Source organism: Manganibacter manganicus (assembly GCF_002075885.1).
GTDB classification, from domain to species: Bacteria; Pseudomonadota; Alphaproteobacteria; order Rhizobiales; family Rhizobiaceae; genus Mesorhizobium; species Mesorhizobium manganicum.
Genome location: NZ_MDET01000009.1, coordinates 43,958 through 63,373, shown reverse-complemented (window position 1 = coordinate 63,373; position 19,416 = coordinate 43,958). Strand labels below are relative to the sequence as shown.

At 58.6% G+C, this 19,416-nt stretch carries 18 protein-coding genes, 1 tRNA gene and 1 pseudogene; 7 read left to right on the top strand and 13 right to left on the bottom strand.

What is annotated here, in order from left to right; genetic code table 11:
• Window positions 1-91 precede the first annotated feature (91 nt).
• From BFN67_RS07465 to tkt, 4 genes are all read right to left on the bottom strand, one after another.
• Window positions 92-1,291: a phosphoglycerate kinase gene (locus BFN67_RS07465; protein ID WP_080919006.1), complete on the bottom strand. Its 1,200-nt coding sequence runs from the start codon at window positions 1,289-1,291 to the stop codon at window positions 92-94.
• 186 nt (window positions 1,292-1,477) lie between these two features.
• Entirely contained in the window at window positions 1,478-3,418 is a 1,941-nt protein-coding gene (locus BFN67_RS07460; RefSeq protein WP_080919005.1) for a potassium/proton antiporter, read from the bottom strand.
• A 167-nt stretch (window positions 3,419-3,585) separates the two neighbouring features.
• Window positions 3,586-4,596 (bottom strand): type I glyceraldehyde-3-phosphate dehydrogenase, encoded by a 1,011-nt coding sequence (gene gap, locus BFN67_RS07455; protein ID WP_080919004.1) that lies wholly within the window; start codon window positions 4,594-4,596, stop codon window positions 3,586-3,588.
• A 103-nt stretch (window positions 4,597-4,699) separates the two neighbouring features.
• Window positions 4,700-6,688: a transketolase gene (tkt, locus tag BFN67_RS07450; RefSeq protein ID WP_080919003.1), complete on the bottom strand. Its 1,989-nt coding sequence runs from the start codon at window positions 6,686-6,688 to the stop codon at window positions 4,700-4,702.
• Between the two features lie 247 nt (window positions 6,689-6,935).
• Here tkt and BFN67_RS07445 point away from each other — a divergent pair, with 247 nt between their 5' ends.
• The 4 genes from BFN67_RS07445 to BFN67_RS07430 all read left to right on the top strand — a co-directional run bounded on the left by BFN67_RS07445 (window position 6,936) and on the right by BFN67_RS07430 (window position 9,490).
• A complete protein-coding gene (locus tag BFN67_RS07445) occupies window positions 6,936-7,208 on the top strand; it encodes a DUF4164 domain-containing protein (RefSeq protein WP_080919002.1) in 273 nt (90 codons plus the stop codon).
• An 8-nt stretch (window positions 7,209-7,216) separates the two neighbouring features.
• Window positions 7,217-7,582: a cell division protein ZapA gene (locus BFN67_RS07440; protein ID WP_080919001.1), complete on the top strand. Its 366-nt coding sequence runs from the start codon at window positions 7,217-7,219 to the stop codon at window positions 7,580-7,582.
• A gap of 194 nt (window positions 7,583-7,776) precedes the next feature.
• Window positions 7,777-8,436: a peroxiredoxin gene (locus BFN67_RS07435; RefSeq protein ID WP_080919000.1), complete on the top strand. Its 660-nt coding sequence runs from the start codon at window positions 7,777-7,779 to the stop codon at window positions 8,434-8,436.
• Window positions 8,437-8,617: 181 nt separating this feature from the next.
• Window positions 8,618-9,490 (top strand): MBL fold metallo-hydrolase, encoded by an 873-nt coding sequence (locus BFN67_RS07430; RefSeq protein WP_139789077.1) that lies wholly within the window; start codon window positions 8,618-8,620, stop codon window positions 9,488-9,490.
• Between the two features lie 63 nt (window positions 9,491-9,553).
• On the opposite strand, the gene rpoH is transcribed toward BFN67_RS07430, so the two are convergent.
• Complete coding sequence (gene rpoH, locus BFN67_RS07425) at window positions 9,554-10,465, bottom strand: RNA polymerase sigma factor RpoH (protein WP_080918998.1); 912 nt, start codon at window positions 10,463-10,465, stop codon at window positions 9,554-9,556.
• Between the two features lie 187 nt (window positions 10,466-10,652).
• On the bottom strand, window positions 10,653-11,726 hold the full coding sequence (locus BFN67_RS07420) for an RluA family pseudouridine synthase (protein WP_080918997.1): 1,074 nt from the start codon (window positions 11,724-11,726) through the stop codon (window positions 10,653-10,655).
• Window positions 11,727-11,751: 25 nt separating this feature from the next.
• On the opposite strand from BFN67_RS07420, the gene BFN67_RS07415 reads away from it, so the two are divergent.
• The 3 genes from BFN67_RS07415 (at window position 11,752) to BFN67_RS07405 (ending at window position 12,750) form a co-directional block, all read left to right on the top strand.
• The gene (locus tag BFN67_RS07415) at window positions 11,752-12,135 is read left to right on the top strand and encodes a serine hydrolase family protein (protein WP_080919058.1); all 384 of its coding nucleotides are present in this window, start codon (window positions 11,752-11,754) and stop codon (window positions 12,133-12,135) included.
• Between the two features lie 90 nt (window positions 12,136-12,225).
• Window positions 12,226-12,300: transfer RNA gene (locus BFN67_RS07410), tRNA-Glu, on the top strand.
• 165 nt (window positions 12,301-12,465) lie between these two features.
• Window positions 12,466-12,750, top strand: a complete 285-nt coding sequence (locus BFN67_RS07405; protein ID WP_139789076.1) for a hypothetical protein — start codon at window positions 12,466-12,468, stop codon at window positions 12,748-12,750.
• Window positions 12,751-12,819: 69 nt separating this feature from the next.
• On the opposite strand, the pseudogene BFN67_RS25190 reads toward BFN67_RS07405, so the two are convergent.
• The 7 genes and pseudogenes from BFN67_RS25190 to BFN67_RS07365 form a co-directional block, all read right to left on the bottom strand.
• A pseudogene (locus tag BFN67_RS25190) lies at window positions 12,820-13,878 on the bottom strand (recombinase family protein); the annotation flags it as partial.
• Between the two features lie 6 nt (window positions 13,879-13,884).
• Complete coding sequence (locus BFN67_RS07390; protein ID WP_139789075.1) at window positions 13,885-14,124, bottom strand: hypothetical protein; 240 nt, start codon at window positions 14,122-14,124, stop codon at window positions 13,885-13,887.
• A gap of 297 nt (window positions 14,125-14,421) precedes the next feature.
• The gene (locus tag BFN67_RS07385; RefSeq protein WP_158083491.1) at window positions 14,422-15,570 is read right to left on the bottom strand and encodes a site-specific integrase; all 1,149 of its coding nucleotides are present in this window, start codon (window positions 15,568-15,570) and stop codon (window positions 14,422-14,424) included.
• Entirely contained in the window at window positions 15,567-17,324 is a 1,758-nt protein-coding gene (locus tag BFN67_RS07380; protein WP_080918993.1) for a site-specific integrase, read from the bottom strand. The genes BFN67_RS07385 and BFN67_RS07380 overlap by 4 nt, the downstream gene beginning before the upstream one ends.
• A gap of 98 nt (window positions 17,325-17,422) precedes the next feature.
• The gene (locus BFN67_RS25185; protein WP_425349756.1) at window positions 17,423-17,530 is read right to left on the bottom strand and encodes a helix-turn-helix domain-containing protein; all 108 of its coding nucleotides are present in this window, start codon (window positions 17,528-17,530) and stop codon (window positions 17,423-17,425) included.
• Window positions 17,531-17,755: 225 nt separating this feature from the next.
• Entirely contained in the window at window positions 17,756-18,337 is a 582-nt protein-coding gene (locus tag BFN67_RS07370) for a hypothetical protein (protein WP_080918991.1), read from the bottom strand.
• 488 nt (window positions 18,338-18,825) lie between these two features.
• Window positions 18,826-19,338 carry a hypothetical protein gene (locus BFN67_RS07365; RefSeq protein ID WP_080918990.1) on the bottom strand — a complete coding sequence of 171 codons (513 nt, stop codon included), beginning with the start codon at window positions 19,336-19,338 and terminating at the stop codon, window positions 18,826-18,828.
• Between the last annotated feature and the right edge of the window lie 78 nt (window positions 19,339-19,416).

The window sequence follows — 19,416 nt, the reverse complement described above, 5'->3', positions numbered from 1 at the left end:
ACTATCGCCAAAAGAGAGACAGTCGAATCTCAAATCGATTGAAACAGGAAGGTTCCGAATCGGGGCTTACATGGGACCGGCAGATGCCGTTTCAGCCCTTGCGCAGCACGTCCACTCCGGGCAACGGCTTACCTTCCATCCATTCGAGGAAGGCACCGCCGGCAGTCGAGATATAAGTGAAATCGTCGGCAACGCCGGCATGATGGAGGGCGGAGACCGTGTCGCCACCGCCGGCCAACGACACCAGCTTGCCTTCCCTGGTGCGGGCGGCGGCGTGTTTGGCCGCTGCTACGGTCGCCCGGTCGAAAGGGGCGATCTCGAAGGCGCCAAGGGGCCCGTTCCAGACCAGTGTCGCGGCGCGGTCGATCCATTCGTTGATCTTGTCGACGGTCTTCTCACCAGCGTCGAGGATCATACTGTCTGCCGGCACATGATCGATAGCGACTGTTTCGCTAGCTGCGCCGGCCTTGAATTCCTTGGCGACAACGGCATCGACCGGCAGGATGATGGCGCAGCCGGCTTCCGCTGCCTCGATCATGATCTGCTTGGCGGTGGAGGCGAGATCATGCTCGCACAGCGACTTGCCGACTTCCGTGCCGCGTGCGGCGAGGAAGGTATTGGCCATGCCGCCGCCAATCGCCAACGCATCGACCTTCCTGACGAGATTCATCAATAGATCGATCTTGGTCGAAACCTTGGCACCGCCAACGATTGCGATGACGGGTTTCGCGGGATTGCCCAGTCCCTTTTCCATGGCTTCCAATTCGGCTTGCATGGCGCGGCCGGCATAGGCCGGTAGCAAATGAGCCAGCCCTTCTGTGGAAGCATGCGCACGATGGGCCGCCGAGAACGCATCGTTGACGTAAATATCGCCGTTGGCGGCCAACGCTTCGGCGAATTCCGGCTCATTCTTTTCTTCGCCCTTGTGAAAACGCGTGTTTTCCAAAAGGAGAATATCCCCGCCTTTAATGGCCTCCACTGCGCCGTCAGCCTCCTTGCCGATACAATCGGCGGCAAAGGTGACCGGCTTGCCGATCATTGCTGAGACGGAGTGGGCGATCGGGTCGAGCGAGAATTCCGCCATGGGTGTGCCCTTTGGCCGTCCAAAATGGGCTAGCAAAATGACCTTGGCACCTTTCTTTGCGAGCTCGTCGATTGTGGGGATGACACGCGCGATGCGGGTGGTGTCGCTAACTTTGCCGTTGACCACCGGCACGTTAAGATCGACACGCAGCAGAACGCGCTTATCTTTGATGTCGCCGATATCGTCGAGCGTCTTGAAGCCAGCCATCAATGTCCCTTTCATGGAAATTCGCCGGACCTTACCCACCGCGCCCTGCGATGCAAGATCGGGCCGCGGCGCTTTGGCGAAAAGCTGCTTAGAGTCTGATGCAATTGATCTGAATTGCAATCATGCTCTTATTCCTTGTTTGAGCATGAATTTCTCGGAAGACCGATACTCATTTTCGGATCATGCTCAGGCGGCTGTTCCGAGCGGCGTATCGGAAGGGTCTTTCGGCGCCTCTTCCGTCGGATCGTTTCTGGCGATGTTCTCGTCGAGGTCTTCGGTCGTGGCGGATTCCTGCCTTGATGTTGCGCCGGGCTTTGTCTTTCTGGCTTTCCGTTCGGCATAAAAGGCTTTCAGACGGTCGAATATTTCGCCGGCGCTGAGGAAAACGGGGACCTGCGCCGCCGAGGCGGTCGGCTCGAAGGAAAGGCCGAGGCCAGTAATGCGGCCCTTGTCGTCAACGTCGCGCACGATTAATTCGATCGGGCCGAGAAGAACACGGTCAGCATATTCGGCGTGGCCGCCAAGCCTTGCAATGACAAGGTCACTGACATTCATTTTGCGTTCTTCCTCTGTAAGGCCTGGCCCATAGGCCGATTCCAGTTCGTTGGCCGGTCGTGCCGGATCCAGCGCGAAGGCGCCGAAGAAATCGGCATCCTCGGGATCGACCGCCGCGCGACTGGCGAACAGCTTGTCGAGGAGTTGCGGGTAGCGGTCCGATACGAAAATGTACACATTGTCCCCGGCAGCGAGCCGACCCATGTCCTGAAAGCGCATCGAGCGTCCTTCTCGCACTACAAGCGATGGGCGTGCCCAGCGCGGAATACGCTGGCCACGAGCCACCGGACTGCCGGGCGCGACCTTGTAGGCGAGAAGTTCATGCCGAGCCGAACCGGGCAATTCCAGTTCGACCTTGTCGAGCGGCCCGAGCCGTGCCGGAACGATCAGCGCGAGACGGCGGGCGAGCGGTCCGACCGTCCAACCCTGTACGACCAGCGATACCAGAACGATGATGAAGGCGACATTGAAGATCAGTCGGCCATGTTCCAGCCCGCTAAGCAACGGCGTGATGGCAAGCAGAATCGAAACCGCGCCGCGCAGCCCGACCCACGAGATGAAAGCAACTTCCGGCCGGGGCAGGCGGAAGGGGGTAAGGCAGAACCACACGGCGATGGGGCGCGCAACAAAGATCAGAAACAGGCCGAGCAGGACGGCGGGGATCAGGATTTCGGGGAACTGTGATGGGGTTGCGAACAGGCCGAGGACCAGGAACATGATGATCTGTGCCAGCCATGACATACCACTCTGAAAACGCTTGAGCGTGGCGACTGCACGGATATCCGAATTCCCGGCGACGAGCCCTGCCAGATAAGCGGCAAGGAAACCGGAGCCGCCGATAGCGCCGGCAGCAGCGAAGACCATCAAAGACAGGGTGATGACGAAGATCGGCAATAAGCCGGCGTCGAGATTGAGACGATCCACGAGCCGCACAATTGCCATGCCGCCGAGAATGCCAATCACGGCGCCAATAGCCATATTGGACAGAAAACCGATGGCAAGGTCGGTGAGAAGAACTCTGGTTTCGGGATGTCCGTGGACGGCAATAATCTCGACCAGAGTGATGGTTAGGAAAATGGCAATGGGATCATTGGAGCCCGATTCGACTTCCAACGTCGAGCGCACCCGCTCGCGCAGATTGATGTCGCCAGCACGCAGCAGGAAGAACACCGCCGCTGCATCCGTCGAAGCGACAGACGCCCCGAGCAGGAAGGATTCCAGCCAACTAAGATTGAGCAGGTAAAAGGCGGCAGCGCCGAAAATGCCGGTGGTCAGCAGCACGCCGAGGGTTGCTAGCGAGAGGGCCGGCGCGGCTGCCTGCCGCAGCATCTTCAGCGGGGTGCGAAAGCCGGAATCGAACAGGATCACTGCCAGTGCCAGTGAGCCGACGAAATAGGCGACCTGCGGATTGTTAAACTGGATGCCGAGCCCGTCGCCGCCGCTGGCAAGGCCGATACAAAGAAACAGGAGCAGCAAGGGCGCACCAAAGCGGAAGGCGACCAGGCTTGAGAACGCAGCAGCGATCACAAGCCCGGCGCCGATCAGCGTCACCAGATAGATCGCATGCTCCATATGTGAGTTATCCCCTCAACTGCCGATTTTCGCTTTAGCCGAGAGTGGGGCGAAGGCATGGCCGGTGCAAGGCGCAGCCGTGTTTTTTTGGCTTTGCTGTCGATTTTATCGCTATAAACGAAAACGCCCGGCGAGGCCGGGCGTTCGAAGCTTATTGCGACGGAAGATTAGGCGATTGTCTTGCCGAAGGCGACCGCCGTATCCGACATGCGGTTCGAAAAGCCCCATTCATTGTCGTACCATGACATGACGCGAACCAGATTGCCCTCGATGACCTTGGTCTGGTCGAGCGCGAAGGTCGAGGAGGCCGGGTTGTGATTGAGGTCGATGGAGACCAACGGCTCCTTGGTATAGGCGAGGATGCCCTTGAGCGGACCATCGGCAGCGGCCACCAGTGCGGCGTTGACCTCGTCGACCGTGACATTGCGCTTCGGCACGAACTTGAAATCGATCACCGAGACATTGGGCGTCGGGACGCGGATCGAAACGCCGTCGAGCTTGCCCTTGAGTTCAGGCAGCACCAGGCCGACCGCCTTGGCCGCACCGGTTGAGGTCGGGATCATCGACACCGCTGCGGCGCGGGCGCGGTAGAGGTCCTTGTGCATCGTATCGAGCGTCGGCTGGTCGCCGGTGTAGGCGTGGACCGTCGTCATGAAGCCCTTTTCAATGCCGAACGCGTTGTTCAGCACCATCGCCACCGGCGCCAGGCAGTTGGTGGTGCACGACGCGTTGGAGACGACGATGTGATCCTTCGAGATCTTGTCGTGATTGACGCCATAGACCACCGTAAGGTCGGCGCCATCGGCGGGCGCCGACACCAGAACGCGCTTGGCACCGGCCGTCAGATGCGCCGAAGCCTTCTCCTTGGAGGCGAAGATGCCGGTGCATTCGAGCGCGATGTCGACGCCGAGCTCCTTCCACGGAAGCTGGGACGGGTCGCGAATGGCGCAGACCTTGAACTTTTCGGCTCCGACGGAGATCATGTCGCCATCGACCTTCACCTCGTGGGGGAAGCGGCCATGCACGCTGTCATAGCGCAGAAGATGTGCGTTGGTCTCGACCGGGCCGAGATCGTTGACCGCGACGACCTGAATGTCCTTGCGGCCAGACTCATGAATGGCACGAAGGATGTTGCGGCCGATGCGGCCGAAACCATTAATGGCAACTCTGACAGTCATTTGTTTCTCCTAGGGCGGAAGACGTCCGTCGTTCGCTGCGGTGGACGCCAGATGTCTATCGGGCCGCCCGCCGCTGGTTTGTGAGATCGCGCGGCCGAAACCGCTATTTTTTATGCAGCCGGCCCTCGACAGCCTTGGCCGCGGCCTCGGCGGTGATACCGAAATGCGGGTAAAGCGCTTCAATGGGGCCGGACGCACCGAATCCCGTCATACCGATGAAAATGCCGTCGGAGCCGATGAACTGGTCCCAGCCTTGGCGGATTCCAGCCTCGATGGCGATCTTGACGCCGGCTTTGCCGATGGTCTTTTCGCGATATGCGTCGCTCTGTTCATCGAACAGTTCGAAGCTGGGCACCGAGACCACGCGGGTCGGGTGGCCGTGGCCTTGAAGCAAGGCGCGCGCGCCAAGTGCGATCTCGACCTCGGAACCGGAGGCGAAGATGCTGACGACGGCTTCGCCGCCTTCGGCCGCGGCCAGTTCATAGGCGCCTTTGCTGCAAAGGTTTTCCGCGACGTATTCAGTGCGTAGCGCCGGCAGGTTCTGGCGGGTGAGCGCCAGCGTCGATGGCGTCCCGGTTGATTTCAGCGCCAGTTGCCAGCATTCGGCCGTCTCCATGGCGTCGGCCGGCCGGAAGAAATTGTGGTTGGGGATCGCTCGCAACGCCGCCATATGCTCGACCGGCTGATGGGTCGGGCCGTCTTCGCCGAGGCCTATGGAATCGTGTGTCATGACGAAGATTGAGCGGATGCCCATTAGCGAGGCAAGCCGCATCGCCGGCCGCGCATAGTCGGAGAAACACAGGAACGTGCCGCCATAGGCGATGACGCCGCCATGCAGCGTCAGGCCGTTGATCGCAGCGGCCATGCCATGTTCACGAATGCCGTAATGGACGTAGCGCTGGCCGTAATCGTCCGGCGTGATGTTCTTGGTCTGGCTGGTCTTGGTGTTGTTGGAGCCTGTCAGGTCGGCCGAGCCGCCGATGGTTTCGGGCACCGCACCGTTGATGACTTCCAGCGCCATTTCCGATGATTTGCGGGTGGCGACCTTCGGTTTGTCGGCAGCCAGCTTCTTCTTGTAGTCGGCGATTACGGTATCGAAATTGCCTGGCAGATCGCCCTTCACGCGGCGCTCGAATTCGGTCTTCTTATCCGACTTGGCAAGGCGCCCTTCCCAAGCTGCGCGCGGCTGTGCGCCGCGGCGGCCAGCTTCGCGCCAGGCGTCCAGAATGTCGGCCGGAATTTCAAAGGGGGGCGAATCCCAGCCGAAGAACTTGCGCGCGCCGGCGATTTCTTCCGCGCCCAACGGCGAGCCATGCGCCTTGTTTGTGCCGGCTTTGGTCGGTGCGCCGAAGCCGATGGTCGTCTTGCACGCGATCATGGTCGGCTTTTGCGAATGGTGGGCAGCCTCGATCGCATAGGCGATGGCCTCCGGATCCATGCCATCGACATGGCTGGCGTTCCAGCCGGACGCCTGGAAACGCGCGACCTGATCGGTGTTGTCGGCCAGGGTGACGGGGCCGTCGATGGAAATGTTGTTGTTGTCCCAGAAAAGGATCAGCTTGTTCAGCTTGAGATGGCCGGCCAATGAGATCGCTTCTTGAGAAATGCCTTCCATCAGGCAGCCGTCGCCGCACAGCACATAGGTGAAATGGTCGACGAGATCATCGCCGAAGGCGGCATTCATGATGCGCTCGCCGAGCGCGAAGCCGACTGAATTCGCAACGCCCTGGCCAAGCGGGCCGGTCGTCGTCTCGATGCCGGTGGCATGGCCATATTCGGGATGGCCGGCGGTCTTCGATCCGAGCTGGCGAAAATTCCTGATCTGGTCAATCGTCATGTCCTCGTAGCCCGTCAGGTAGAGCAGCGAGTAGAGCAGCATCGAACCGTGGCCGGCTGACAGGATGAAACGGTCGCGGTCGGCCCAATGGGGGTTCTTCGGGTCGAATTTCAGGAAACGCGTGAACAGGACGGTGGCAATGTCCGCGCAGCCCATGGGCAAGCCGGGATGGCCGGAATTGGCCTTCTCGACAGCGTCCATGGATAGAAAACGGATCGCATTCGCCATCCGGTCATGTTGTTCTCGCGAGGTCATGGTTCCTCCAGGCGGGTTCACGGCTTGGGAAAGATGCCGGGACACATAGCAGGCAGGTAATCGGAGTCAATAAAATCGCGGTGTTTTGGACGCCTGCCAGCGGGTAACGATGCGTACAACTTTAGCCTTAACAGGGGACAGCGCGAGAGCTTTATTGACGCATGCTTCACCCGACCCCTAATGTTTCGGGAATAACGCGTTCTGAACGCCGAATGATTCGGCGGTGGGCAGGGCACGGGAAAATGTCATGACAGGGGAAACCACACTCAAAGAAGTCATTGCCCGGCTGGGCAAAGCCATGGAGGTGCTGGAAAGTGCCGTCGGGGCTCGGCTGGAGCACGAGAGTGACTATTCGGAGGCTGAAGCCGAGGTGCAGCGCATGAATGCGGACCGCTCCCGACTGGCGCAGGAACTCGACAATTCCGAGGCGCGCGCCGAACGCCTTGAAGATGCCAACAAGGAAGTATCGCGCAGACTGGTTTCCGCGATGGAGACTATTCGCGCGGTGCTTGATCGGTAGGGGTCGCCATGGCGCAGGTTACGGTTTCCATCGACGGCAAACAGTATCGGATGGCCTGCGATGAGGGCCAGGAAGAGCATCTTGTCGATCTGGCCACGCGCTTCGATCGTTATGTCATGCATTTGAAGGATTCTTTTGGCGAGATCGGTGATCAACGCCTCACCGTCATGGCCGGCATCATGGTCATGGACGAGTTGACCGAGTTGCAGAAGCGCATAAAGGGCATGGAGAGCGAAGTGCTTTCGCTGCGTAAGACACGCGACGAGGCGCTGACCAAGGCCGACAAGAACGATTCCGCGCTCACCGGCGCGCTCGGTGCGTTGGCGCAGCGCATGGAAGATCTGGCAATATCGCTAACGGCCAAGAAAGCCTGACCGTCCGGGTTCTGATAAGGCGGATGCGAAAATCCCTTCCGATTTTCTGCTGGATTTGAGCATTGTTTTGCGTAACCTTGCCAAGGCTGGTTGCCGCTGCTTTCCCAAGACGGCCCCGGAAGTGGTAGAAAGGCTTCAGCCACGCCGCTTGGCGCGCGCCGTCTCACAACAGATTTTTCAAAGGTAGGTACGCCATGACCCTTCGTATCAACGACACGGCCCCGGATTTCACGGCCGACACAACGGAAGGACCAATTCATTTCCATGAGTGGATCGGTGACGGCTGGGCAGTGCTGTTTTCGCACCCCAAGGACTTTACTCCGATCTGCACGACCGAACTCGGCGCCATGGCCGGGTTGAAAGGCGAGTTCGACAAGCGCAATGCCAAGATCATAGGCATTTCGGTTGATCCGGTGGAAAGCCATAACAAGTGGAAAGGCGATATCCAGAAGGCTACCGGCCATGCGGTCAACTACCCAATGATTGGAGATCGTGAACTCAAGGTCGCCAAGCTCTATGACATGCTGCCGGCCTCCGCCGGCGACACTTCGGAGGGCCGCACCCCGGCTGACAACCAGACGGTACGCTCGGTCTTCGTCATCGGGCCGGACAAGAAGGTGAAGTTGATCCTGACCTATCCCATGTCCACGGGGCGCAATTTCCAGGAAATCCTGCGCGCCATCGATTCCATTCAGCTTACGGCGAAGTTCCCCGTCTCGACGCCGGCCGACTGGAAGCCGGGCGAAGATATCGTCATTGCCGGTTCTGTCTCGGACGAAGATGCGGTCAAGCGCTTTGGCGCTTTCGAGACCATCCTGCCCTATATTCGCAAGGCCAAGCAGCCTTCGGCCTGACGCCATGTCTGAGGCAGGGGCGGGGAGCGGGTTCCGCCGTCCATGCTGTCAAATTGATAGTCTGGCCTTAATTTTTTGATGCAGACCGGCGCTTGACGGCGCCGGTCTGCTAGATGAATCATGCCTCCGGTCAGGTTGTCGCAGAAAATTTTTTCTGGCGGCAAAACAAAAGGGGCAGGGCTTGGGTACTTCATCGTTGAAGCCGCAGGTCAACGGTTTCTACGACCGGCCAAGCGGTTCAATCCAGTATGTCGTTGCGGATCCGGCAAGCCGGCAATGCGCAATCATCGACCCGGTTCTCGATTTCGACGGGAAGTCCGGCGCCACCGGAACCGCCAATGCGGATGCGCTGCTCAATCTTTTGCATGTGCAAGGTCTCAGCTTGCAATGGATTCTCGATACCCATCCCCATGCCGATCATTTAACGGCCGCGCACTACCTGAAACAGAAGACCGGCGCGCCAACCGCGATTGGCGAGAAGGTTATTGAGATCCAGAAACTGTGGAAGGCGATCTACAACTGGCCGAATTTTGCCGCTGACGGCTCGCAATGGGATCGTTTGTTCGCGGATGGCGAGGAATTCGTGATCGGGTCGATACCGGCCCGCGTTCTGTTTTCGCCCGGACACACGCTCGCCTCCATCACCTATGTCATCGGCGACGCCGCCTTCACGCACGATACGATCTTCATGCCCGACAGCGGCACCGCGCGCTCGGATTTTCCTGGCGGCAGCGCCACGCAGCTATGGCAGTCCATCCAGGCCATCTTGGCCCTGCCAGATGAAACCCGCCTGTTTACCGGCCACGATTACATGCCAGATGGCCGGGCGCCGTTATGGGAAAGCACAGTCCGCGAACAGAAGGCGACCAACAGCCACATCTCCAAGTGCCGCACCGAGGCAGAATTTGTGGCGTTGCGCGAAGCGCGCGACCGAACGCTGCCCATGCCGCGACTGATTCTGCATGCATTGCAGGTCAACATCAATGGAGGTCGTCTGCCGGAACCGGAAGCAAATGGCCGCCGCTATCTGAAATTCCCCTTGGATGCGCTATAGGATAGAGGGCAAAAAAGCGGCGTCAGGAGCCGACGCCGCTTTTGTTTTTCATTTTCCCGAAGCTTACGCTGCAGGCTGCGCGTCTATGGTGCGTAGCGCCTGAGCTTGACGCTTGGCTGCGGCTTTCACCGCATCCTGCACCTTTTCGAAGGCGCGAACCTCAATCTGGCGGACGCGTTCTCTGCTGATGTCGAATTCGCCCGAAAGTTCTTCCAGGGTCAATGGATCTTCCGAAAGGCGGCGCGCTTCGAAGATGCGCCGCTCACGTTCGTTCAGCACGGAGAGTGCGCCTGAAAGCATGGAACGCCGGTTTTCCAGTTCGTCCTGCTCAATGAGCATTTGCTCCTGGCTGTCACTGTCATCGACCAGCCAGTCCTGCCATTCGCCGCCTTCGCCCTCGCTTGCCCGGATCGGCGCATTGAGTGAAGCGTCGCCGGAAAGGCGGCGGTTCATCGATATCACTTCTGCTTCCGAGACATTCAGCCGGGTGGCGATTTCGGCGATCTGGTCAGGCTTCAAGTCACCATCGTCCAGTGCCTGAATCTTGCCCTTCACCTTTCTCAGGTTGAAGAACAGTCGTTTCTGGTTGGCTGTGGTGCCCATCTTGACTAGGCTCCATGAGCGCAAGATGTACTCCTGGATCGAAGCCTTGATCCACCACATGGCATATGTGGCCAGCCGGAAGCCGCGCTCCGGCTCGAACTTCTTGACGGCCTGCATGAGGCCGACATTGCCTTCCGAAATCACCTCTCCAATCGGCAGGCCGTAGCCGCGATAGCCCATAGCGATCTTGGCGACGAGCCGCAGGTGGCTGGTGACGAGCTTGTGCGCGGCCGACGTGTCGTCATGCTCGGCATAGCGTTTGGCGAGCATGTATTCTTCCTGTGGCTGCAGCATGGGGAAGCGGCGAATTTCTTCCAGATAGCGGGACAGTCCGCCTTCGCCGGAAACTATACTGGGTAGTGACTGGGCCATGATCAGCGCCCCCTCTCGTTGGAGTGATGCCCCCGAAGCGTGGCGGGCATATGACGCGGACGCCGTAAAGCGCATCCGCATGCTTGATTTATACAGGAACAAAACCAGAAAAGACAGACATTGTTCGTGGTGAAACAGAGTGTCACGCCAAAGTGAACAATTCCAGTCAGGTTTATTGCGGGTAGATTCAGATTCGTTGATGCTGGTCAAATTTTCGAAAAGCGTCGACGAGAGCCTCCATCTCACCAGGCATCGGCGCTTCGAACCTCATCGCCATATGGGTGGCCGGATGGCTGAATTCAAGGAGGTTAGCATGCAAGGCCTGTCGCGAGAATTCGCGAACCTTGGTGCTGAGTGGTTCCGGCAGCCGGTTGGCCTTGGTGCGGAAGACCTGTCCGTAATCCTGATCGCCGATGAGTGGATGGCCGATATGGGCCATATGAACGCGGATCTGGTGGGTGCGACCGGTTTCCAGTCGGCATTCCACGAGACTGGCAGTCGCGAAATCCTTCTGGTTCTCGCCAAAGCGCTCCTGGACTGTGAAATGGGTGAGGGCATGGCGCGCGTCGTCGCGCCCGGCAGGCACGACGGCGCGGCGCACGCGGTCGGCGGCACGGCCGAGTGGCGCGTCGATGGTGCCTGTCGGGCGTGACGGGATGCCCCAGACAAGCGCCACATACGCACGCCTCAAATCGCCTGTACGGCCGTGGTCGGCAAAAGCCTCGGAAAGAAAACGGTGCGCGTGGTCGGTTTTGGCGACGACCATGACACCGCTGGTCATCTTGTCCAGCCGATGCACGATGCCGGGGCGCCGGACGCCGCCAATGCCGGAAAGGCTCGCTCCGCAGTGGTGGATGAGAGCATTGACCAGCGTACCGGTCCAGTTGCCGGCGCCGGGATGTACCACCAGCCCCGCCGGTTTATTAATGACGATCAATTCGTCGTCTTCATGGAGAATATCGAGTGCGATGGCTTCGCCCTGCGGCTCGGCTGGCTCAGGCTTCGGCAACTCGACGGAGATGAGTTCGCCGCTGCCGAGTTTGCGTTTGGCCTCAATTACGATTCTATCGCCGATACGCACCGCGCCTTGTTTGATCAGGGCCTGAACGCGGTTGCGTGAAAGCTCGGGACCAAGCCGGCCGGCCAGCCACTGGTCGAGCCTTTGGCCTGCGGCAGTTGTATCGGCTTCGACCCGGATGGTACTGCCTTCCGGCATGGCCGCCCCTATCAATCCGCTGCTGTCTTCGCTATGAGCGCTCATCTTTTGACCAATGCTGGAATACGCCATGCCACGGCCTTATGCCGACGAAGAGGAAGAGAAGCCGCTCGACCCGCATCTTGAAAATGTGCGCAGGAAGATGATCCGCTTCATGGGCATCAATCTCGGCATCCTGTTTCTTGCCCTTATGGTGGTGATCGCGGCGCTTGTCTATAAATCGCGCAGCAACAAGACGCCCGACCTGTCGGCGGCGAGCGAGATTCCGGTTGCGCCTGGTGAGCCGCTTTCGGGCGACATCGTCTTGCCGGTGGGTGCGAAAATTACCTCGCAATCATTGTCGGGCAACCGCATTTCCATCATGGCTGAACTGGCCGATGGCAGTTATGCCGTCTTTGTTTATGATATGCCCCAGCGCCGCATTGTCGGACGCTTCGCCATCCGCAACAAGTGACGAGTCGCACGAGGGATCGCCTTCTTCAACAAAGCCATGGCTGGCTGGTTGCTTTTTATGAAACCTCAGCCTATATGGCGCTCCTTGGCTGCGCCCATCGTCTAGCGGTTAGGACGGCGCCCTCTCACGGCGCAAACAGGGGTTCGATTCCCCTTGGGCGTACCATCCCCGAACAAAAGAGAGAACTGCCGGCGGATTATTGCCGAGGTCGTTGGATGCGGCCCGAGCCAGAACCGCTTTCGAACCCTTGATGCGGATTTCCCTGCCTTTGACCGTCACCTGCTGAACGACGAGACGAGCATAGGCCTGCTTCAGTTCAGGTGAACCGTTGTGCAGCTTGTCGTGCAGCAAGCCCGAAAGCCTTTTGATTTTTTCTGGTGTTATCGAGGATTGGTCATTGCTGGCGCGTTTGCTCAAGTCGACTACCTTAGCCGCCAGTTCGTCGCGGCGAAGTTTCAGGCCAACCAGACGCTCACGCAGGCTCGGGTCATCCGGGTCCATCAGACCTTTTTCCACGAGAGTGAGCAGACGGGTAATCGCGGCTTCCGCTTCCTTGTGAGACAGACGCAGCCGCGCCAGTCGATCTTTGGTCTGGTCGGAACGCTCGGCAGTTGATTTCACGTAGGTATCGAGGAGAGTGTTCATTCGGCCGGGAGCCAGAACACGCGTTGCGATTTCATCGACCACGATTTCGTCAAGCCGATCCATGCGGATACGCATGCCCTGGCAGGCCATCGCACCTTCGCGCATTTTGCGTGAGCAGCAATAATATCGATAGGCTCCACCCTTGCCTGTATTGAGGACAAGGCCGGCACCGCAGTAGCCGCAGCGGGCAACGCCGGCAAGCAGAGTTGGGCCGTTGACGATCCTGGGAGCCACGCGCTTTGGACTGCGGCTTTGAAGCAATGCCTGCACTGTGTTGAAGGTCTGCTCATCGATAATCGCGGGCACCGCGAACGCGATCCATTGGGAGGCCGGACGCGGCCGGCCGTTTCGGGTGTCGGTACGATTGAAGTGATGCTTGCCGTGGTAGGTTGTCGATGTCAGCAGATCGTAGACACTGCCCGTTGAGAAGCGATGTCCACGCCGGGTAATACCGCGCTCATTGAGGTAAGTGGCAATGGCCTTGACGCCCATGGGACGGCTATCCGCACCGATGGCGAGCCCGAAGATGACCCTGATTATGCCGGCCTCCTCGTCGTTGATGACGAGAACTTTCTTCTCACGCGTTCCACGCCGCTCCTTGACTTCGGTGCCATAGCCAAAAGGGGGCCGCGACCCGTTCCAGAAACCTTGTCGAGCGTTCTCCAGCATGGCGCGATGGACGTGTTTCGCCGTTTCGCGGGATTGATGCTCATCGAAGACATTGAGCACCTTGCGGATAAACTCGCCGCTGGCGTCCTGTCCGATGTCCTGGGTGATGGAAATGAGTTCGACGCCGACCTTGCGCAACTGACGGACATAGAATTCCGAATGAAGTGCGTCACGGCTGAAGCGGGAGAGCGAATGCACCACCAGATAGTCGAAGGGATGGTCCGGCTGTTTGGCTTTGTCGATCATCTCCTGGAAAACGGGGCGATCCTCGTCCAAAGCTGAAGCGCCCGCTTCGGTGAACACCTCGATCACGGTCCAGCCGTGCTGCTCACAGTAGCGGCGGCATTGGGCGACTTGGTCGGGCAACGACAAATCGGCATCAGCCTGCCGGGTCGTGCTGACACGCACATAGATGGCAGCGGTGGTCATCCGGTTTTACCCGTCATGAGTTTCACTGGAGAGAATGGCGTTGATTTCGGATGAAAGGAAGGCCCGAAGCAAGGCGATCTCTTCGCCGGTGACGGGGATTTCGGATAGATCAGCGTGAACATCGTAGCCATCTGCCGTGCGGCGGCTGCGATCCGGCGCGGCATGGGTGCGTGGTTCGGCGCGGGATATTTCCTCCTGCGCTTGCTGCCGTCCGAGGTCGTGTCCAAAACCATGCTCCATCTCCAATTGTCTACGGCCTGAGGAGCCGCGCAACCAGATGAGCAGGAGGCTGGTGGTCCATGTAGTGAGCCACCACCAGGCTGGACTATCGTGCCTAACGGGATGCCTGGATAAGGATATCTACGCAGCATCAAGGGGTTAACGTCAGCGCGGAACTGCACAGACTGGCGCCGGCCGTGCTCGTTGCAGCGGAAGGATATCTCCAGTGCAGTCAGCCTAGTCATCCCCGATTGACCAAGGGGCAGAGGCGATAGCCAATATCTGGATTGTGCAATTGATTGCACAAACGATTTCCCTCCACTGTCAGCCATGACCACCCTTGCGCAGGATCTTGATGGACGGCTGAACGTCTCTGCTTTCGATGTTTCCGGGCTCGTCCTGGCCGACATGCTTCTGCTCGCGAAGTCTCCTGACAGCCTGCGCGCGTTCTTCGAGAAACGAGGTCTGCACACGCTGATGCGCTCTGGTGGCGCTGGCAAGGATGTAGTGCTTTTCGGTCGTGTTTACGCTGGTATGGCCGAGCAGGTCCGGCGTGATGCCGATCGCTTCCGGGGCTTCGTCGACCACACCGGTCGCCGCTATCGCCCTGAACAGGTGCGGCCAAATATGGCGACCGAAGGCATTACGGGTGTTAAACTCGATCTGCGTGCGGATCGAAGCCTCGGCCATCGGCTTGCCCCAACGATCGATCCAGAGCCGGTCGGTTCGTCGCCCGTCACCGCGCGCCAACAGCGCCGGACGGTGTATCCGCAGATAGTGATCGACATAGGATGTGAGAGTTACCGGCAGCTCGGTGTCATATTCCCTACCTGTCTTCGTCTCGTCGGTATCGAAGTGGAGGCGATATCGATCGTCGGCTGGCAGGAGATGGGCTCCGATTTCGATTTGGGCCAGGTTTGCGATCCTGATCGGGCAACTGATCAACATGGCGATAAGCAATCCGTCGCGCATCCTGACAGCGATCCGCTTAGGATGGCCATCAACTTGTTCTGCTTCATTCATCATGGACAGGCCGAGATCGAAGAGTTGCGCTGGCGTCACCATATGGGCGAAACGGTTGCGGCTCGGACGGGCGATCAGCTTGAGGTCGGCGCAGATCGAACGAAGCCATGTCCAGTCTGCTTCGGCTGTGATCATATCGAGAATGCGTTTTAGTGCACCGATCATCATCGCCACGCTCCACGGTGCGACACGATTCTGGAGTTCCGTGATGAATGCATCCATGCGCTCTGGAGTTACCCGGTCCTGTGGAGCCTCGGCCGGATCAAGCAAGTCTTCACGGCCAAGCCACGCCAACCACTGGCCGTAGGCCTGCTCAACAATGCGACGGCGTGGCTTGCTCCAGATGCTGGCGGGGCGGGTGCGCTCGAGGAAGCGAGCTGGCTCGCAGGCGGCAATCCAGAGTTCGCGATCGATGCGGGGCCAATCCGCAGCCTTCATACACTTGCTCACAGTATGTCCTCCGCGTCGAAACCAGTGTTGGGGCCAGGCTTGCGCCGAAGGCGGGACCTCGCCCGGTCTGCCGCGTGCGAACGATCGAGGCCAAGGCGCTCCTGGTACAGGCGGCTGGCTTCGCGCTGCTTCGAGCGGGCGTAATACATGCGCGTTGTGTTGGTATCGCGATGCCCCAAATGACTGCTGGCAATGCTCAGCTTGTCCGGGTTGTTGCGCAGGTAGAGTTCGACGCTGACGTGGCGAAACTGGTGCGGCGTGACCGGAACGCCGAGTTCCTGCTCGGCCTTACGCTTGACGTCTTCGGCTAGGTGGCGCGCATCCATGCAATTGCCATCAGGGGCTGGGAACAGCCAGGACGACGCCACATCGCACAAGGCCGACCGCCAGTGCCGCAGATAGTCCGCGAGCAGTTCAGCGCTTTCGGCGGGCAGTTGGTAGCGCAACCGTTCCCCGTTCTTCACGTCCTGTTCCTCGAACTCAATAATCCAGTGGGCATCCTTGCCGTTGCCGATCTTGCGGATGTTCCGTTCGAGTTCGAGGCTGATAAGGTTCGCACGCCGCATGCTGCAGGTTAGCAGCAGTTCGATGGCGACGGCAGCGCGGGCCAAGCTTGCAGCCCAGACAGGGTTGGCCTGCTGGCGTGCTTTCTTCATCAAGATCAGCGGTAGAGTATAAACCAGATCGCGAAACCGCGCATCGTCAAGACGGTCGAGCAGCGCCTTGTTCTTTGCCGTCAGCCCCCTCTTGCGCGGCGCCGCCGCGTCGAGACGCCGGATCAGTTCGTCGATTTCCCTGATCGATTGTTCCGGCAGTTCTGCCCAGATCGCGATCTTGCGCATCCGCGCCGCGGTTATCACCATCCCGCTGGTGACCCGCTGGTTGAAACGCTCATACAGGAAGATCAACGCCGTTTCCAACTTCCGGGCGGTCACGACACTGGCAAGTGTCGTTATTGACGCTACGTCCTCGCCCGCTCCCGCGAGTGCGGAAAGCAAGGTGACAATGGCATTGCGATATTGATTGACGGTGGTGGGCTTGAGAAGCTGACGGGACTGACCGGCAAAGACGGTCGGCTTTTTCAGATGCGCAAGGAAAGCATCAATGTCCTTCTGCAGGCTCTCCGGCAGACTTGAGACATCCAGCCAATACGATTTTCGCTTCGGTGCGGGCGGGGTCAGGTTCTGCAAAGCGAGCTGTTCGCGTTGTGCTGCGGCCCGGTTCCAGGCACGGATCGTATCCCGGACGGTATTCTTCCAGTAAGCGACCATCGCTTCCTCACGAAGATGGGCAGCGAAGCGCTCCATATGGGCATCGCTGATCTCGTCAGGTTCCCAGCCCGCCGCGTAGCAGAAGCGCAGGAAGCGCGAGAGCTGACGCTGCTCCCTCATCGGCAACTGTTTATGCAGGCTCAGCCATTCGCCATCCAGGCGAATGCTCCGTGTCGATTTGAGATGCGGGCTGGCGAGCTTAAAGGCCGCGCGCAGGCGGGATTTGAGATTGGCAAAGCTACCAGCCGATATCCCGGCCATTGCGGGCGAAAACTTTTCGAGCGCTGCGAATATCTTTACCGGATCGGCGGCCAGATCGAGGCCGCCATGGCCGACCAGCTCGTCCATGCGCTTGATGGCCGATCTGATCTCTGCCTTGCGTCCAACGGTCAGATCGCATCTGTCGATGAAGCGATGAAGGTCGCCGAGCGTTGCGATGGGAATGGGCCGCGCGAGCTTCTTGTTACGAACAATCTTGATCATTGTTATTCATCCGTGCTCATACGTTATTTTTTGTTAATACCCACGTCAATATTACCTTGTGTGAAATAATAATGAGTATTAACTATGATTACATTTGATCAATATTGTCGCATGAACTTGATCAGATCGGCCTTGTCGATCCTGATCTGACCGCCCATACGATAGGCCGGCAGGATCCGTTGCCTTATCCAACGGCGAACCGTCACCGGGGCGACACCGGCAAAGCCGGCAGCCTGCGTGATAGAGAGAAGCTCGATGGACTTGGGAGCGCTCGACGACGCCTCATTGACATCAACATCGAGCGGCTTCTTCTGTTTGGATATGGGATTGCCTATCCTCTCATAGAGGATCTGTGATCGCCGAACTTCTCGTAAGGTTCTGCGATCCAATATTCTTTTAGCGCGCGTAGAGAGGTTACGGGATACCCGATCTTAATCATCACCGAAAACATCATCCCATAACCTTTTGAACAGGTAGGGAAGCGCTTTCCTGTCGATCTCTTTCACCGGCACTTTAAAGCCCCCGATCAATTCGGTGACCCCTATCGTGACCTGCAATTCATACTCGACCTGGTCCCAGAAGCACTTGGCGTCGAAATGCATCTGGTATCTGTTCGGGGCGTTAGGCGCGATCCTGCCCGTTTTGACGATGAAGAACGGGCTTGCCTTCAAAATCTTCACGGCCTTATCGATCTGCCATTTCGTTAACCCGGTCAGCTTCCTGAGATCGTCGGAGGACAGAAACAGGAACTCCTTCTGCTCCCCCTCGTGAACGCGGATGATTTTCTTTTTCGTGTCCACCCAGAGTTCCAGGAACCCGTGAAAAAGCCGCCCGGCGGCCATATCGCTTTCCATGCAGCCTGCGCAGACAGCAGCGGTGCCTGGCCTAACCTCGAACTCCTTGACCGACTTTTTATTATTGGCGAGCTTCTTCTGCGGCTTGCCCCCCCCCGCTTTTGGCTGACCGCTGACCGTTGTCGGCTTGGCCTTCTTCTTCTTTAAAGTGATCGCCACGATGGTTACCTCACCCTATTCTTGTAGTTGCGCAACCCCAGACCAAACAACAGGCACGGGAGTACTCGTCCGCAACCGGCCTGCGGGACAGCGCATGACGCGCAAAACTGTACGACGCGACGGTGGACACTACGCCGGTCGTGATTGGTCGGGCTCGGACAGCCGCGATCTCATGGCGACCGGAGATGCGAAATTGCCCTATGCGCGGATGCCAATCAAGAATACGCCGATGAACAATATGATCGTCATCTCAAGGCTGGCTCTCGTCATCCCGAGCATGATCCGAAGATCGTCAGGATTTTGCGGAAATTCGCATCGATCGCATCGTCAGCTTGAGGCAGGTTTCGGTGTCGTGCATTGCCTTCGTGTCCTCGGCCTATCCAAGTGGCGCAAATGGTACCCACTCATGGATCGATCGCGAGCTGTTGGCACGGAAAAGAGCTTCGCGCCGACAAGCCAATTGCCCTTCCGCGAAAGATGATAGTGTGTCAGCCGGTAGCCGAAGCAAGTGCAGCCATCAGCGCCTCTTCCACTTTAATCATACCGTTTCCTGACGGTAGCGCGCCGTGGGCCACCAACTTCGTTCTCAGCACCTCGTATTGTTCCGGCGCTAGATAAAGCGTTACCAGCCTGGCATCCTCCACAGGCGCTTCACCTCGCAGCAAAGCCTCAAGGTCATGTACCGTATTCTGCTCGGCCAATTTCAGCAGTTGTTCTCCGTTCAGTTCAGTCAGGTAGCGACCAATAACCGCCAATTTGGTCCAGCCGATCGCATAGAGCCGTGCTTCTGGAATGTCGAGTTCTTCAAACTGCCTGGCAATGCGTACCAAAGCGTATGCCTTTCGGCGGCTGATACCGGCAAGCTCTACTACTTCCCAAAGGATATCGGGTTGCGTGTCTTTGAGCTCTCGTAATTCCTGAGCAAGCTTCAAGAACCTGTCTCCTATCAGATCGGCCAGAAATTCGGATTTTTCCTTGATGGGTAGCGTTTTACCTTCCACAAATTTTCTCCAATTGGATTGATGCCCAATCGATCGTGGAAAATTTCCGGATTATATCAAATATTATTTTTATACTTC